Consider the following 13,101-nt stretch of genomic DNA (forward strand, 5'->3'; position numbering starts at 1 on the left):
CTTGCCCCACTACATCACGTAGCGTTCGGGCATGGCTTCAAACTCCTCGTCACTACGTTCCTGTGGGGTTTTCAGCTCATGCTATTCCCGCAGGAGTCGTTTTCTACGCGTTCAATTGATTTGACTATTCGCATTTGAGACATATTATTTTGTTCTGTCCCAGGCTCTTTCATGTTAGACAGATGTATTTTCTACAATATAATCAAATACTAGATCGGCAATATGTGTCGCTGTTTGATCACCGTGATGTGAACAAGTTGCCTGAATCCCTTTTTGCATTTGCATTAAGCAACCTGGGTTCGCTGTAACAACAATATCTGGATTGATATCTTGTACATGTTGCATCTTCGTTTCTAAAATCGCATCGGCCATCTCTGGTTGTAAGATGTTATAAATACCTGCTGAGCCACAACATGTATTTGCACCAACTAGTTCTTCATATTCAAACCCAGTCATACTCTTTAAAATCTGACGTGGTTCTTCACTTACACCATTTACATTGCGTAAGTGACATGAATCTTGATACGTAATCTTTTTACGTGCTGTTGGCTGAAGTGTTTGTAAGAATTCAGGTAGTCCTAATTTTACAAGTAAACTGGATAAATCAATTTGCTTCTCTGTAAAGGTTTTCGCACGTTTCTCATATACGGGATCATGTGCTAAATGATGGTCATATTCTGCTAAGAATGCGCCACATCCACCTGCATTATTCACGATATAATCAACGGAATCATCTGTAAAAACATCTAAATTGGCACGTGCATTACGCTTTGCTTTATCCATCTCACCACTATGTCCATGTAGCGCACCACAGCACTGTTGCTGTTTTGGAATCGTTACCTTCGCACCAAGCATCTCAAGTAAGGCAATCGTTTTACGATTCGTCTCTAAAAATAAAGTATCCATCAAACAACCTGAGAAGAAAGATACATGGATTTGCTTCTTCGGTAACTGTGGAAGTGCTGGCAACGACTTCTTCGCTGGTTCTGGTAATACACCTTCCATCTCTTTCATAAACGGTGGGAATAAATTTAGGAAGCCGATTTTTCGCGTTACTTTTTGCAAACCTGACTTTTGATAAAAGCGGACTAAATTAACCGCTCCTGTCATCGCTTTTTGATTCGCAAATAACCCGTCGAATGTTGCACCACGTACAGCTTTTTCAAGTGGCTTACGTGTTTTACCAAGCTGAATCGCATGGCGTGTTTGTTCAATTAACGGACCATATTGTACGCCTGCTGGACAAGCTGGTTCACATGCTCGACATCCTAAACACATGTTGAATGATTCTTCAATACTTGCATCCCATACCACTTTTCCATCACGCACTGCTTTCATTAAGGCAATACGTCCTCTTGGTGAATGTGCTTCTTCTGCATTCGTGTGTATATAAGTCGGGCAAGCTGGTAAACAGAAGCCACAGCGCATACAATCGAGTAATAAATCTTCATCAACTGTTTTTTCAAATGCTTTTTGCATTAACTCAGCATTATTCACCATGATGAATCACCACTCTTAATTTTTGTGATTTTGCAAAGATTTTATTCGGGTTCATAATATTCTTTGGATCAATAGACTGTTTGATGGCACGCATAACAAACATGCCTTCCTCTCCTAGTCGCCAAGCTAAGTAAGGTGATTTCATCTCGCCTACACCATGCTCACCTGTTAGTGTACCGCCTAATTTAAGAGATGCATCGAAAATGGCTTCAAAAGCTTGTTCCACGCGTTCCATTTCTTCCGCGTCACGTACATCTGTTAAACAAGTTGGGTGTAAATTACCATCACCCGCATGACCAAATGTTGAAATTTGAACGCGATAATCACGTGCGATTTGTTCAATTGCACGAACCATTGTCGCAAGCTCTGAACGCGGAACTGTCGCATCTTCTAAAATCGTTGTCGGACGTTTTCTTGCAAGTGCTGATAGTGCCACGCGTCGTCCTGTTTTTAACTTCATCGCCTCTGCTTCACTTTCCGCAACTGCTGTAAAGATTGCACCATTCTCTTTTGCAATCTCAATCATCTGTGCTACATCACGTTCCACTTGTGCTTCTTCACCGTCTTGTTCCATTAGTAAAAAGGCTTGTAAATCAAGTGGTAGACCTAAATGCATAAACTCCTCTACCGCTTGAATCGTACCATTATCTAAAAATTCGAGTGTTGCTGGAATAATTTTCGCAGCAATAATCTGTGATACCGTTTCGGCTGCTGCATCTAATGAATCAAAATGCGCAATCGCTGTTTTTTGTGCGACGGGTTTTGGAATCAATTTTAAAACAATTTCTGTAATAATCCCGAGCGTACCTTCTGAACCAACAAGCATCGCTTTTAAATCATAACCTGCCACATCTTTCGCTAACTTTCCACCACATGTTAAAACTTCGCCACTTGGTAAAACAACGGTTAAGCCAAGTACATAATCTTTTGTCACACCATATTTTAAACCACGTAAACCACCTGAGTTTTCATTCACATTCCCACCGATTGTAGAAATCTTCATCGAGCTTGGATCTGGTGGATAGAATAATCCCTTTGATTCCACATATTCATGAATGGTTTGTGTAATCACACCTGGTTGAACGGTTAGTGTTAAATTATCCGCATCTAACTCTAAAATTTGATTCATATGATTAAATAACATCACAAGACCACCCTGTGTCGGGCAAGTACCCGCTGCTAAATTCGTCCCTGACCCTCTTGGTACAATCGGCACTTCATAACGGTCACATAACTTCACGATTGCCACAACATCCTCTGTATGTCGCGGGCTAACTACCACGTCTGGTAAAGCTTGAAAGTTCGCTGTCGCATCATACGAATACGCAAGTAATTGTGCCTGTGTTGTTTTCACATTCTCTTTTCCTAATAATTCTGTCAATTCATTTAAAAACTGTGCATTCATTCCGAATCCCCCCTTCTTCTTATTATAGAGTTTTGCGCAGTTTTCGTGTATCGTTCTGTTATCCAAATCTTTTTATGTTTATTTGTGCATTTGCACAAAATCATATAATTGGAACTTTTCAATGAGTAAGCAACTCATATATAAATTTGCTCTTCCCTTTACATCTGTTAATTTATACCCTAATTTTTCTTCAATTTTCATTAAGCGGTAATTTAATGTATTGCGATGAATGTGAAGGTAACTTGCTAACTCATTTAAGGTCCAATCCGTCATAATTCTCAAATACATATGTTCAAATAACATTGTATCTTTTACAAGTGAGCCACATACGCGCGATACAAACTTCATCGCACGCTCTCTCGTAATGTCTGCAACAATCAATTCCATCGTTAATTCACTCTCTTGAACCACAAGTCGCTCATTCGAACAATATAATAGCGCTGTTTTCGCTTCTTCATAAGAAAGCTTAATTTGCTCTAATAAATATGTACCACCGATTCCTACTTTTTGCTGCCAATCATATAAAAACGCTACTTCTTGATTAGCTGGCAATAATATTGCATACTGACCTTGATGAATAGCTGTAAATAATTCTTTTTTAACGTTTTCATGCATCCACTCACGTAATACATCCTCTACTATGACAATGCGATACAGTTGCGCTGCTTCCATTTTCAACTCTTTTGCACCACGTCGCACCTCTTTCTCGCTCATCCCTTGTAATAATTGAGCTAAAAACTGTTCTTTTTGAACATGGTCGCGTTGATGAATAAAATCAGAAATCAGCATTTCAGCTAAACGTTTTACGAGCATTCCATATTGTGAGATATGCTTTGGATCGCCCGTTACCCCAATAACGCCAATTGGCTCATTTTGAATAATAATTGGAAACACCATGCCTGGGCGAACCCCTTGTAGTTTCTCTACTTCAGATTGCTTCATATGCAAAATTTGTTTTTTACGCATCGCAAGAAGTGAACCTTCGTGAAAAGAACCCACTCTCTCTGGCTCTGTACTCGCTTTAATCATGCCTTGTTGATTCGTTACGATAATCTGCTCTTGAATGAGTTGTCCAAGTTCTCGTACAATTTGATCACCTATAATATGTAAATCATACATTATCTATTTGCTCCTTTTCCGCTAATCGGTCGATTATTTTCTATAAAACTTGGGTAGTATGTTAATAGTCTGAAATGAGGTGTTACGAAAATGAATGCATTCAAATTAGCCTTTTTTATGTACATGGGCGGATTGTGTATTGCCCTCTTTCTACCAACTTCTAGTATGTACCATAACTTCTCCTCAAAATTAATCATTGCACAAATTTATGTCATTCCGATTGTTTTACTGACATTATTAGTATATATCGTTTGTCGTAAACAATCACCTACCGAAGAAAGTCAGGAGTGAACGATATGCTCGGCTCAATTATTCAAACGAAAAACCCACGTATGAATCCCTATCTCAAGACGGCTATGCTTATTTTTATAACAGCTGCTTTTATCGAACTTTTTAGTTTTAGTCGTTCGCATAGTTCATCACAATTAGCACTATCCCTTCTCTTTGCCTCATGTGCTTGTATATGCTACTTAGAGCGTTCAGCTCAACGCCCTATAAAACGACAGCATAGTAAAAAACAACAAACATCACCCAATTTACACATTCTATTCCCTCTATTCACTGGTTTTTTATGGTTGATTGGTGGTGTCTACATGCTGTGGTTCATGTTACAAGAACCTACACCTCCACTCAATCCAAATGCAGTATATACACTATCCTCTATTAGTGCACTTTTTGTCGTATATGCATTTATTCAACTGCAAAAACGTGCAACGCACATACAAACGAGAAAACAATTCATCAAACGCACGTTACTATTCTTTTTACCAATTCTAGCTGTATTTACAGCCAATATCGCCTATGATGTGACCACTACTTTATTAATTGACCAGTTAGCTACTTGTATCATCGCTATTTACCTTTTCAAAAATGGCTGGTCATTAATTAAAACAGGCAGCACCTATCTCTCTTATGGTGCGTCAAACAGTCTAGACCTCGTTCAGTTAAGTCAAGATTTACACTCTTTTGAATCTGTCAAACAGGTGGAAAAGTTACAAGCTTGGGCAATTACACCACAACTTTTCGGTGTAAAATGCGAATTAGTAATTCAAGGGAATGAACATCATCTGAATCAAATTATTGATGACATTACGAATTTCGTCTTAAATCATTATCAAATTGAGCATATTCATTTTGATATTATTCCAATCTTTATTAGTCGACCCGATCTCTCATAAATTTAAAATCATATAAAAAGACTTTAGAAAGCCTAAACTTTCCAAAGTCTTTTTGATTGTGTTTAAAAATTTTAATGTAAATTGAAGTATAAACCGACTAACGAATAAATAATAACTGTCGAGAATAATACAGTCATATGGATTAATGAGTAGACAAATAATAATGTCGCCCATTTCTTTGGATCTTTTTTGTGGTAGCCATAAACATTCATAATGAGCCAAGCAATACTTAGTAAAATGGCAACTGACATTAATCCATAGCTCAATGTACCAAGTGGAATACAGCTAATGATTAGTAGAACGAGGTAAACATTTGTTGTGATGTATGTACGACGCATACCTTTCGCTGCTGGTAACATCGGAACACTCGCTGCCTTGTAGTCGTCCATTTTACGAATTGCGATTGCATAGAAGTGTGGCATCTGCCAAATCAGTGTAATGACAAATAAACTTAAAATAGCTGGGTTTAAAATATTTGGATTGATGGCTGCCCATCCAATCAACGGTGGCATCGCACCTGATAAACTTCCAACTTCCGTATTATAAACTGTATGGCGCTTCGTCCACATTGTGTAAGGAACTGTGTATAGGAATAGACCTGTGAATCCAAGTAATGCTGCCATTGGCGTAGCAACATATAACACACCTACACCAAAAATAGCTAATACAGTTGCTAAAATAAGCGTCGTTTTCACAGAAATTTCACCTGTAACAGTTGGACGCTTCTTCGTCCGTTCCATTAAGCGGTCAATATCACGATCATATGCATTATTAAATGCACCTGCTGACGCGATAACAGCTGCTGAACCAACTGTTGCCGCAACAATATTCATAATTAAATCAACTGGATTTAATTCATACTTGTATAGCGCTAATGTCAAACCAGCGAACATCGGAATTAAGTTCGACTTAATAATACCTGTTTTAACGGTTTGAGCTAATAACTGTGACTTGCTTCCCTGAAAGATTTCGACAGTTGTTTCTTGCTCTAGATTTTTTTCACTTTGCATTGGTTGATTTTTCATTCCTTTACATAGCAATAAGCTAGAAAATAAGTACGAATCGTATAATGTTATACAAATTGCAATAATTCTATCATACCAAACTTCTAACTATTTACATACCATTTCTATTGAAATTCACATAATATACAACATTCATATTTATGTAGCACAATCCTTTTCTTTCCGTACGATACACCCTATAATTAACTTCTAGTTTGAAAGGAGTTTTATACATGATGTATGGATGGATTGGATTAGGAAATATGGCGCAAGCGATTATTAAAGGGATGCTTGCCGCTGAAAATTATGATGCAAAAACAATTTTAGCATATAATCGCTCACAGGAAAAAGTAACACGTTTTGAAAAAGAGTATGGCATTGTAGGATGTCATTCTGTAGAGGAATTGCTTGATGCAGATGTGATTGTTTTAGGTGTACAACCGCAGCAGTTAGATGTTGTTTATGCACAGCTTGTGGGACAATTAAAGCCACATCAAGTTGTCGTATCGATGACTGCTGGTAAAACCATCGCACAATTACAACAAGGATTAAATCACCAACTTATCTGCCGTGTCATGCCGAATATTAATGCGATTGTTGGTGCTTCTACAACAGGATTTGCGAGTGCACCTGAATTAACAAACGACATGAAACAAGCTGTTCGAGCGATGTTTGAAGCTGTTGGCTCTGTTATCGAAATGCCAGAAGAACAGTTCGATGTGTTCTCTGCAATTGCTGGCGCTTCTCCAGCGTTCACATATTTATATATTGATTCATTAGCACGTGCTGCTGTGATGGAAGGTATGGATAAAGGAACTGCTCTCCAAATTGCTGCAAGTGCTGTACTCGGGAGTGCAGAAATGGTTCTTCAGTCGAATGAACACCCATGGGCGCTTGTCGATCAAGTTTGCTCACCAGGTGGTACAACGATTCAAGGTGTAACATCACTTCAAAACAATCATTTTGCTAGTACAATTTACGAAGCGGTACAAGCGGTCATTGCAAGAGATCGCGTATTAAAATAAGCGACTTATAAGAAAGGAGTGTTCTGCTACGTTGCATGTAGAGCACTCTTTTTATACATTTATTTATTACATTAACATATTCATTTATTGGCATTGATTCACTCGTATTTTCTTTTTTTCGCTTCATTTCGTTGACATTCTTTTCTTTTAATAGTATATTAAATTCACTAAATGAAACCGTTTTCACCTACTACGATTGGAGTGATGACTCATGATTATGCAACAAGTTCGTTCTTCAAAAATTCAGGCGATTGGCTATAACGCGAGCGCTATGATTTTACGTGTTGAGTTTTTAAAAGATGGTGTTTTCGAATACTATGGTGTCCCTGAACGAATTGTGAAGGAATTTTTAGATGCAGAGTCATTGGGCATTTATTTTAAGCGCTTCATTAAAGATCGGTATCGTTTTGTTCGTTTAGGTTAAACACAAATAAAGGTAGTGATTTATGTTTGGATTGCATAAATCACTACCTTATTTGTTTGACTGTTCAAACATGGCTGTACCTCTATTCTGGGTATTTTAATTTTAAAAATCGGTGATCGTGCTGACTTTGTTTTTTGAGCATCTTTGCAATATGCGGTAATTCTTCTCGATTAGATGATTCATATGCGTCTAAAATATGCTGATATTCTTTGCGGTATGCTAAATATTCTGGTTCCTTTTTAAAAACTTCTTCAAAATGCGCTACAGCTTGCTTTGACTGCTTATGATATTTTTGTTGGATCATGCCAACTAAATAATGCACATTATTTTCTTCGTCTACTGTTAAATCCAGCTCGCGTAATCCCCTCTCATAAACATCAACTGCTCGATTCTCCATGAATAGTAGTTCCATCACAAGTCCTTTTCTCAGTAATTGTTCATACGTCATAGGATGTTCGTGATAAAGACGAATACATTTCATCGTAATTAAAGAGATGAGTAATATCATGATAAATAAAATCATCGCGTATCCTCCTTCTAAATCTCTGTCCATAACTGAGACTTGTGCTTGTTACTTACTTCTATTATATAGGTCTTTTATATGACATTCAATTAAGATGATATGAATTGTTTGTAAATTCTGCCCATTAACATAGAGTTAAAAGAGTGTTATAGTTAAAGAGAAAAATTTTGACGTGAATAGGGGAAAAAAATGATTGAAGTAAAAGTATCTCCCATCAGTGATGGAGAATTTAACCGTGGTGTTTTCGCAAGTGTCGATATAAAAAAAGGAACACTTTTTCATCAAGCACCTGTAATTGCTTATCCGAATGAAGAACATGAACACATTGAAAAAACATTGTTAGCAGACTATGCATTCGAATACGGCATTGGACGTTCAGCAATCCTACTTGGATATGGCATGTTATTCAATCATAGTTATACTCCGAATGCAGACTACGAAATTAATTTTGATAATCATACATTCGATTTCTTTGCTTATAAAGATATTAAACAAGGTGAAGAAGTATTTATTAATTATAATGGTGATATTGATGATCAAGACGCTCTTTGGTTCCAAGAAGAAAAATCAGAATAATTCGGTCATCCTATATAAAAAGGACTTCAAGCCATAAAATCGGTTGAAGTCCTTTTTGTTTATTATTTTACTTTTTTGTATGTTACAGATTTTGTCGAACTTGTATAAAGTATATTATTCTTAGCTGTCACATATACTTTACCACCGCGATCTGACAACTTTGTTGTTTTAAAAGTTACCGTTGAAGAAGTTGCTTTCTTCTGCGCGATTACTTTTTTCTTTTTAGCATCTGCATAAATGATGACTGTATCACCTTTTTTCACACCTGTCACTTTTATGCGATCGTTTTTTGTACCCTTTTTATTCACGACACTTGCTTTTGGTGTTGCTGTTTTCACATATGCTTTTAATTGATAATGTAATAAAAATTCATTATAAGCATCTCCGCTAACACGTACATAATACGTACCTTTTTTAACAGATGTTGTTGTCATATAATGATTACCTGACTTCGTTGTTGTCTTTTTTAATTTCTTTTTCTTCGCATCGTAAATATTCATTGAAAAGTCTGCACGTTTTTTTGTTGATGCTTTCAATACCAATTTACCTGTTGTTGGCACTTGCACTTTATAATAATCGACATTGTCAAATAAGAATGCAAGTGACCCTTCGTACACTTTGCTACGCTGCATTGCTGTTGCTTTTGCACGTGTATCATTTGATTCGTATTCAACGTATTTTTTTGTTGATTTTGCTAAAGATACGCTATATGCATTACCATATTTTTTCACTTCCGCAGCTTCACCAATTGCCATAACGAAATATGTACCTTTTTGTAAACCTACATATGCTGTGTGTTGACCAATTGAGTCTTCGCCCTTCATATTGTCAATTAAAGCGACCACTTTTACTTCATCTAATAATTTTTCAAATTCTGCATCTGACATCGTTTCTTGCTCTAACTGTTCAATTTGTTTTGCTGTTAATCCTTTCACTACAGCTAAACCAATTGCTTTTTTACCTGCATCTTTAAAAGACAATTTCATTGTTTGCTTTTTTGTAGATGTGAATTGGAAATAATCCATTCCATCTGCATCTAGCGTTCTTTTAACAACTGTACCTAGTTTAACAGAGTCTCCTTGTGCTGCTTGTGCTGAATAATTATTCACACTTAAGGCTCCGCTAACTATCAATAAGAAAGCGATGAACGCAATACTTATTTTTTGATAATTTAATTTCATTTATACACCTCTTTAATCATTTGTTTATAACAAATATTATATAATAAAAATATGCTTTTTTATAATTTTTTTGATATTTTACCTTTTGATTATTCTGAAAAAAATAAATTATAATTCTAAATAAAATATTGTGAATTTTACAAATTAAGATTAGACTGTATAGAAACTGTATTTTTTAGAAGGAGCTGTTTTGTATGACAATTAAAATTGGGATTGTTGGATACGGTAATTTAGGTCGTGGTGTAGAAGGTGCCATTGCACAAAATGAAGACATGGAATTAGTGGCCGTATTCACACGTCGCGATCCTGCAACGGTAAAAATCCAATCGAACGCAGCGATTCATCACGTAGATGATGCAGAAAAATTCATCGGCAAAATTGATACGATGATTATTTGTGGCGGTTCTGCTACAGATCTTCCAGAGCAAGTTCCTCACTTTGCGCAGTGGTTTAATACGATTGATAGTTTTGACACACATGCAAAAATCCCTGAATTCTTTGAAGCAGTAGATGCTATAAATCAAAAATCAAATACGACTTCTATTATCTCAGTAGGTTGGGACCCAGGTTTATTCTCGCTAAATCGTGTACTCGGAGAAGCTGTTTTACCGAAGGGGGATACATATACATTTTGGGGGGATGGCTTAAGTCAAGGTCACTCCGATGCGGTACGTCGTATTATCGGTGTTAAAAATGCTGTTCAATACACATTACCTGTTCCAGAAGCAGTAGAAAAAGTACGTAACGGTGATGCACCTGCACTATCAACACGTGAAAAGCATACACGTGTATGCTATATCGTATTAGAAAAAGGTGCTGATGCGGCGAAGATTACTGAAGAAATTGTAACGATGCCAAACTATTTTGCAGACTACGATACAACAGTTCATATTATCTCAGAAGATGAATTTAATACGAATCATACGGGCATGCCACATGGCGGTTTTGTCATTCGTTCTGGTCAATCAGATGCTGGTCATAAACAAATTCTTGAGTTTTCACTTAAGTTGGAGAGTAACCCTTACTTTACATCAAGCGTATTAGTTGCATATGCTCGTGCAGCCTATCGCCTATCTCAAAAAGGTCATGTCGGTGCGCTTTCTGTATTTGATGTACCGTTCAGTGCTATCTCACCTAAAACACCTGAACAATTGCGTGCCGAATTATTATAATTCATGCGAAAGGAGTTAGGATATGCTTAAAACAGATAGGATTGGTGAACAAGAAGAAGACCACTTTATAAAAGGCGTAAAAGATAGCCTTCCTACTCTATTCGGCTATATAAGTATTGGGATTGCATTCGGTGTTGTAGGAATCGCTTCAAATTTAAATACACTTGAAATCACATTACTGTCGATTCTTGTTTATGCAGGTGCAGCCCAGTTTATTTTTTGTGGACTATATCTTGCCGGAACGCCTGCTTCAATTATTATTTTAACGACATTCATTGTGAATTTACGCCATCTACTAATGTCGCTAACGATTGCTCCTAGCTTTACGAGCCAAAGCCTACTACGCAATATAGGCTTTGGTTCTCTTTTAACTGATGAAACATTTGGAGTAGCTGTTACAAAAAGAGCGCAAACTGGAGCATTTGGACCGAGATGGATGGACGGACAAAATATAACAGCCTATCTTGCATGGATTGCAGCTTCCGTTGTTGGTGCCTTAATCGGAAAGTGGATTCCGAATCCTGAAAAGCTCGGCTTAGATTTTGCACTCACTGCTATGTTTGTTGCTTTACTTGTACTATCTATCACGGCTGTAACCCGTACAAAAATCATGCATTATTTACAATTGATTGGCTATATGGCTGTGATCATTTATTTCCTTTTATATTTCACATCCACACATATTGCAGTACTTGTCACCACCCCAATTGTCGCGACAATTGGGGTGGTGACGGAGAAAAAATGATAACGTCTTCCATGATGTGGTTATTACTTGGATGTGCGGTTGTTACGTGGTTGCCACGTATACTACCTTTTGTATTCGTTAAAAATATGATATTACCACCTATTATTTTGAGATGGTTAGCTTATATCCCTGTTTGTATTTTGAGTGCACTCGTTATGACGAACATCTTTGATGCAAGTGGCTCTTACGTGACATTTAATTGGCCAATTCTAGCTGCTTTTATTCCAACCGTACTCATTGCCATTTGGACGAAAAGTTTATCAATTACGGTCATTGTTGGTGTCGTATGTATGGCTACGATCCGATTTATATTTTAAAGTAAGACAAAAGAGAGCCTAAGCGTATGCTGAAGCTCTTTTTTTATGACATTTTATAATAAATCATAAGAAAAAAGGCAAGGGATTTCCCCCAAGCCTTCACCAAAATGAACCTATTTTTTGATTAATTTTTCTATTTAATTATTCGCACTATATGCACGTGATTTGATTAAATTTTCTCTTCTTGCACTTCAAATTGGTCAAGTTGTTGAAATACATGTTTAAAAATTTGCCCAAATCGTTCACGATCTGCTAAAGCGTTTGTGACACGTTTTGTATACATAGCGACTTCATCTAAAAAATCACGATTCTCCCATAAATGTGCGTTTCGATGAAGTAAAAAATACGGTTGATTTGGATCATTGAATAATGTAAGCGACTTTAGAGATCCCACCTTCTCGTAGAGCCAGACATTCAACTGATTCGCTAAACAACTCGCAACTTGGCATTGGCGAATTTGATCATCTACAAGAGTATTTTTAATTTGTTGAAAAAATTTATTTTTTCGTATTGCATCAAAAATTAAAAAATCTCCTGTATAATACATTGTTTTTTCCATTGATTCCATAACGTCTTTTGATAAATGTCGCATCATTAACCAAAGATTTAGGCAATTATGTATGACGTCTTTTTCATTCAGCAAACCTTTTTCAAATTCTAAGTCGTGACAATGCTCATGAAATAAGTTTGTGAATTCTTGTACTTGACTGTCATCAATGAAAAACAGCGATGCATCTTTAGTTAATGTATATTGCACAAATTTCACCTCAATAAGATAATGTTAATAAATTCTAAAATTAGGACAATATCTCCAATGTTTATTTTGTTCATTATACATACCTAGTCAAATTATAACCTTTATTTCTTATTTTTAAACATACTATTTCATCATAAAATTACCTTAATATCTATTTTTAGGCATTTAATACTTT

The 13,101-nt window shown here is 36.5% G+C and carries 15 protein-coding genes; 8 read left to right on the plus strand and 7 right to left on the minus strand.

Annotation, left to right across the window (positions count from 1 at the left end; genetic code table 11):
- Positions 1-174: 174 nt before the first annotated feature.
- The 3 genes from MHB75_RS05870 to MHB75_RS05880 all read right to left on the minus strand — a co-directional run bounded on the left by MHB75_RS05870 (position 175) and on the right by MHB75_RS05880 (position 4,024).
- Positions 175-1,500, minus strand: a complete 1,326-nt coding sequence (locus MHB75_RS05870; RefSeq protein WP_340996458.1) for a (Fe-S)-binding protein — start codon at positions 1,498-1,500, stop codon at positions 175-177.
- Entirely contained in the window at positions 1,490-2,905 is a 1,416-nt protein-coding gene (locus MHB75_RS05875; protein ID WP_340996460.1) for an FAD-binding oxidoreductase, read from the minus strand. The genes MHB75_RS05870 and MHB75_RS05875 overlap by 11 nt, the downstream gene beginning before the upstream one ends.
- Before the next feature lie 78 nt (positions 2,906-2,983).
- Positions 2,984-4,024: a CdaR family transcriptional regulator gene (locus tag MHB75_RS05880; RefSeq protein WP_340996463.1), complete on the minus strand. Its 1,041-nt coding sequence runs from the start codon at positions 4,022-4,024 to the stop codon at positions 2,984-2,986.
- Positions 4,025-4,114: 90 nt separating this feature from the next.
- On the opposite strand from MHB75_RS05880, the gene MHB75_RS05885 reads away from it, so the two are divergent.
- Entirely contained in the window at positions 4,115-4,315 is a 201-nt protein-coding gene (locus tag MHB75_RS05885; RefSeq protein ID WP_068453180.1) for a DUF4017 family protein, read from the plus strand.
- Between the two features lie 5 nt (positions 4,316-4,320).
- Positions 4,321-5,202: a cation transporter gene (locus MHB75_RS05890; RefSeq protein WP_340996465.1), complete on the plus strand. Its 882-nt coding sequence runs from the start codon at positions 4,321-4,323 to the stop codon at positions 5,200-5,202.
- 71 nt (positions 5,203-5,273) lie between these two features.
- On the opposite strand, the gene cyoE is transcribed toward MHB75_RS05890, so the two are convergent.
- A complete protein-coding gene (cyoE, locus tag MHB75_RS05895) occupies positions 5,274-6,212 on the minus strand; it encodes a heme o synthase (RefSeq protein WP_141274325.1) in 939 nt (312 codons plus the stop codon).
- Positions 6,213-6,439: 227 nt separating this feature from the next.
- Here cyoE and proC point away from each other — a divergent pair, with 227 nt between their 5' ends.
- Positions 6,440-7,231 (plus strand): pyrroline-5-carboxylate reductase, encoded by a 792-nt coding sequence (gene proC, locus MHB75_RS05900; RefSeq protein ID WP_340996467.1) that lies wholly within the window; start codon positions 6,440-6,442, stop codon positions 7,229-7,231.
- 211 nt (positions 7,232-7,442) lie between these two features.
- Positions 7,443-7,655, plus strand: coding sequence for a KTSC domain-containing protein (locus MHB75_RS05905; protein WP_087680204.1), 213 nt, complete (start codon positions 7,443-7,445; stop codon positions 7,653-7,655).
- 82 nt (positions 7,656-7,737) lie between these two features.
- On the opposite strand, the gene MHB75_RS05910 is transcribed toward MHB75_RS05905, so the two are convergent.
- Complete coding sequence (locus tag MHB75_RS05910; RefSeq protein WP_068453171.1) at positions 7,738-8,178, minus strand: hypothetical protein; 441 nt, start codon at positions 8,176-8,178, stop codon at positions 7,738-7,740.
- 189 nt (positions 8,179-8,367) lie between these two features.
- On the opposite strand from MHB75_RS05910, the gene MHB75_RS05915 reads away from it, so the two are divergent.
- On the plus strand, positions 8,368-8,754 hold the full coding sequence (locus tag MHB75_RS05915; protein ID WP_068453169.1) for an SET domain-containing protein: 387 nt from the start codon (positions 8,368-8,370) through the stop codon (positions 8,752-8,754).
- A gap of 62 nt (positions 8,755-8,816) precedes the next feature.
- Here MHB75_RS05915 and MHB75_RS05920 read toward each other — a convergent pair whose 3' ends face one another.
- Positions 8,817-9,935 carry a pre-peptidase C-terminal domain-containing protein gene (locus MHB75_RS05920; RefSeq protein WP_340996473.1) on the minus strand — a complete coding sequence of 373 codons (1,119 nt, stop codon included), beginning with the start codon at positions 9,933-9,935 and terminating at the stop codon, positions 8,817-8,819.
- Positions 9,936-10,129: 194 nt separating this feature from the next.
- Here MHB75_RS05920 and MHB75_RS05925 point away from each other — a divergent pair, with 194 nt between their 5' ends.
- The 3 genes from MHB75_RS05925 to MHB75_RS05935 are packed head-to-tail and all read left to right on the plus strand — an operon-like array spanning position 10,130 to position 12,169.
- Positions 10,130-11,107 (plus strand): diaminopimelate dehydrogenase, encoded by a 978-nt coding sequence (locus MHB75_RS05925; RefSeq protein ID WP_141274322.1) that lies wholly within the window; start codon positions 10,130-10,132, stop codon positions 11,105-11,107.
- 22 nt (positions 11,108-11,129) lie between these two features.
- A complete protein-coding gene (locus tag MHB75_RS05930; RefSeq protein ID WP_340996476.1) occupies positions 11,130-11,852 on the plus strand; it encodes an AzlC family ABC transporter permease in 723 nt (240 codons plus the stop codon).
- Positions 11,849-12,169, plus strand: a complete 321-nt coding sequence (locus tag MHB75_RS05935) for an AzlD domain-containing protein (protein WP_340996477.1) — start codon at positions 11,849-11,851, stop codon at positions 12,167-12,169. The genes MHB75_RS05930 and MHB75_RS05935 overlap by 4 nt, the downstream gene beginning before the upstream one ends.
- A gap of 169 nt (positions 12,170-12,338) precedes the next feature.
- Here the strand turns inward: MHB75_RS05935 and MHB75_RS05940 are convergent, their stop codons facing one another.
- Positions 12,339-12,926, minus strand: a complete 588-nt coding sequence (locus tag MHB75_RS05940; RefSeq protein WP_141274319.1) for a hypothetical protein — start codon at positions 12,924-12,926, stop codon at positions 12,339-12,341.
- Positions 12,927-13,101 lie beyond the last annotated feature (175 nt).

Source organism: Kurthia sp. FSL E2-0154 (genome assembly GCF_038003625.1).
Classification (GTDB): Bacteria; Bacillota; Bacilli; order Bacillales_A; family Planococcaceae; genus Kurthia; species Kurthia gibsonii.

Bases quoted from the DNA above. Each gene is read 5' to 3' on its own strand.
- MHB75_RS05870 (WP_340996458.1), bottom strand. From the start codon at position 1,500: ATGGTGAATAATGCTGAGTTAATGCAAAAAGCATTTGAAAAAACAGTT.
- MHB75_RS05875 (WP_340996460.1), bottom strand. From the start codon at position 2,905: ATGAATGCACAGTTTTTAAATGAATTGACAGAATTATTAGGAAAAGAG.
- MHB75_RS05880 (WP_340996463.1), bottom strand. From the start codon at position 4,024: ATGTATGATTTACATATTATAGGTGATCAAATTGTACGAGAACTTGGA.
- MHB75_RS05885 (WP_068453180.1), top strand. From the start codon at position 4,115: ATGAATGCATTCAAATTAGCCTTTTTTATGTACATGGGCGGATTGTGT.
- MHB75_RS05890 (WP_340996465.1), top strand. From the start codon at position 4,321: ATGCTCGGCTCAATTATTCAAACGAAAAACCCACGTATGAATCCCTAT.
- cyoE (WP_141274325.1), bottom strand. From the start codon at position 6,212: ATGCAAAGTGAAAAAAATCTAGAGCAAGAAACAACTGTCGAAATCTTT.
- proC (WP_340996467.1), top strand. From the start codon at position 6,440: ATGATGTATGGATGGATTGGATTAGGAAATATGGCGCAAGCGATTATT.
- MHB75_RS05905 (WP_087680204.1), top strand. From the start codon at position 7,443: ATGATTATGCAACAAGTTCGTTCTTCAAAAATTCAGGCGATTGGCTAT.
- MHB75_RS05910 (WP_068453171.1), bottom strand. From the start codon at position 8,178: ATGATTTTATTTATCATGATATTACTCATCTCTTTAATTACGATGAAA.
- MHB75_RS05915 (WP_068453169.1), top strand. From the start codon at position 8,368: ATGATTGAAGTAAAAGTATCTCCCATCAGTGATGGAGAATTTAACCGT.
- MHB75_RS05920 (WP_340996473.1), bottom strand. From the start codon at position 9,935: ATGAAATTAAATTATCAAAAAATAAGTATTGCGTTCATCGCTTTCTTA.
- MHB75_RS05925 (WP_141274322.1), top strand. From the start codon at position 10,130: ATGACAATTAAAATTGGGATTGTTGGATACGGTAATTTAGGTCGTGGT.
- MHB75_RS05930 (WP_340996476.1), top strand. From the start codon at position 11,130: ATGCTTAAAACAGATAGGATTGGTGAACAAGAAGAAGACCACTTTATA.
- MHB75_RS05935 (WP_340996477.1), top strand. From the start codon at position 11,849: ATGATAACGTCTTCCATGATGTGGTTATTACTTGGATGTGCGGTTGTT.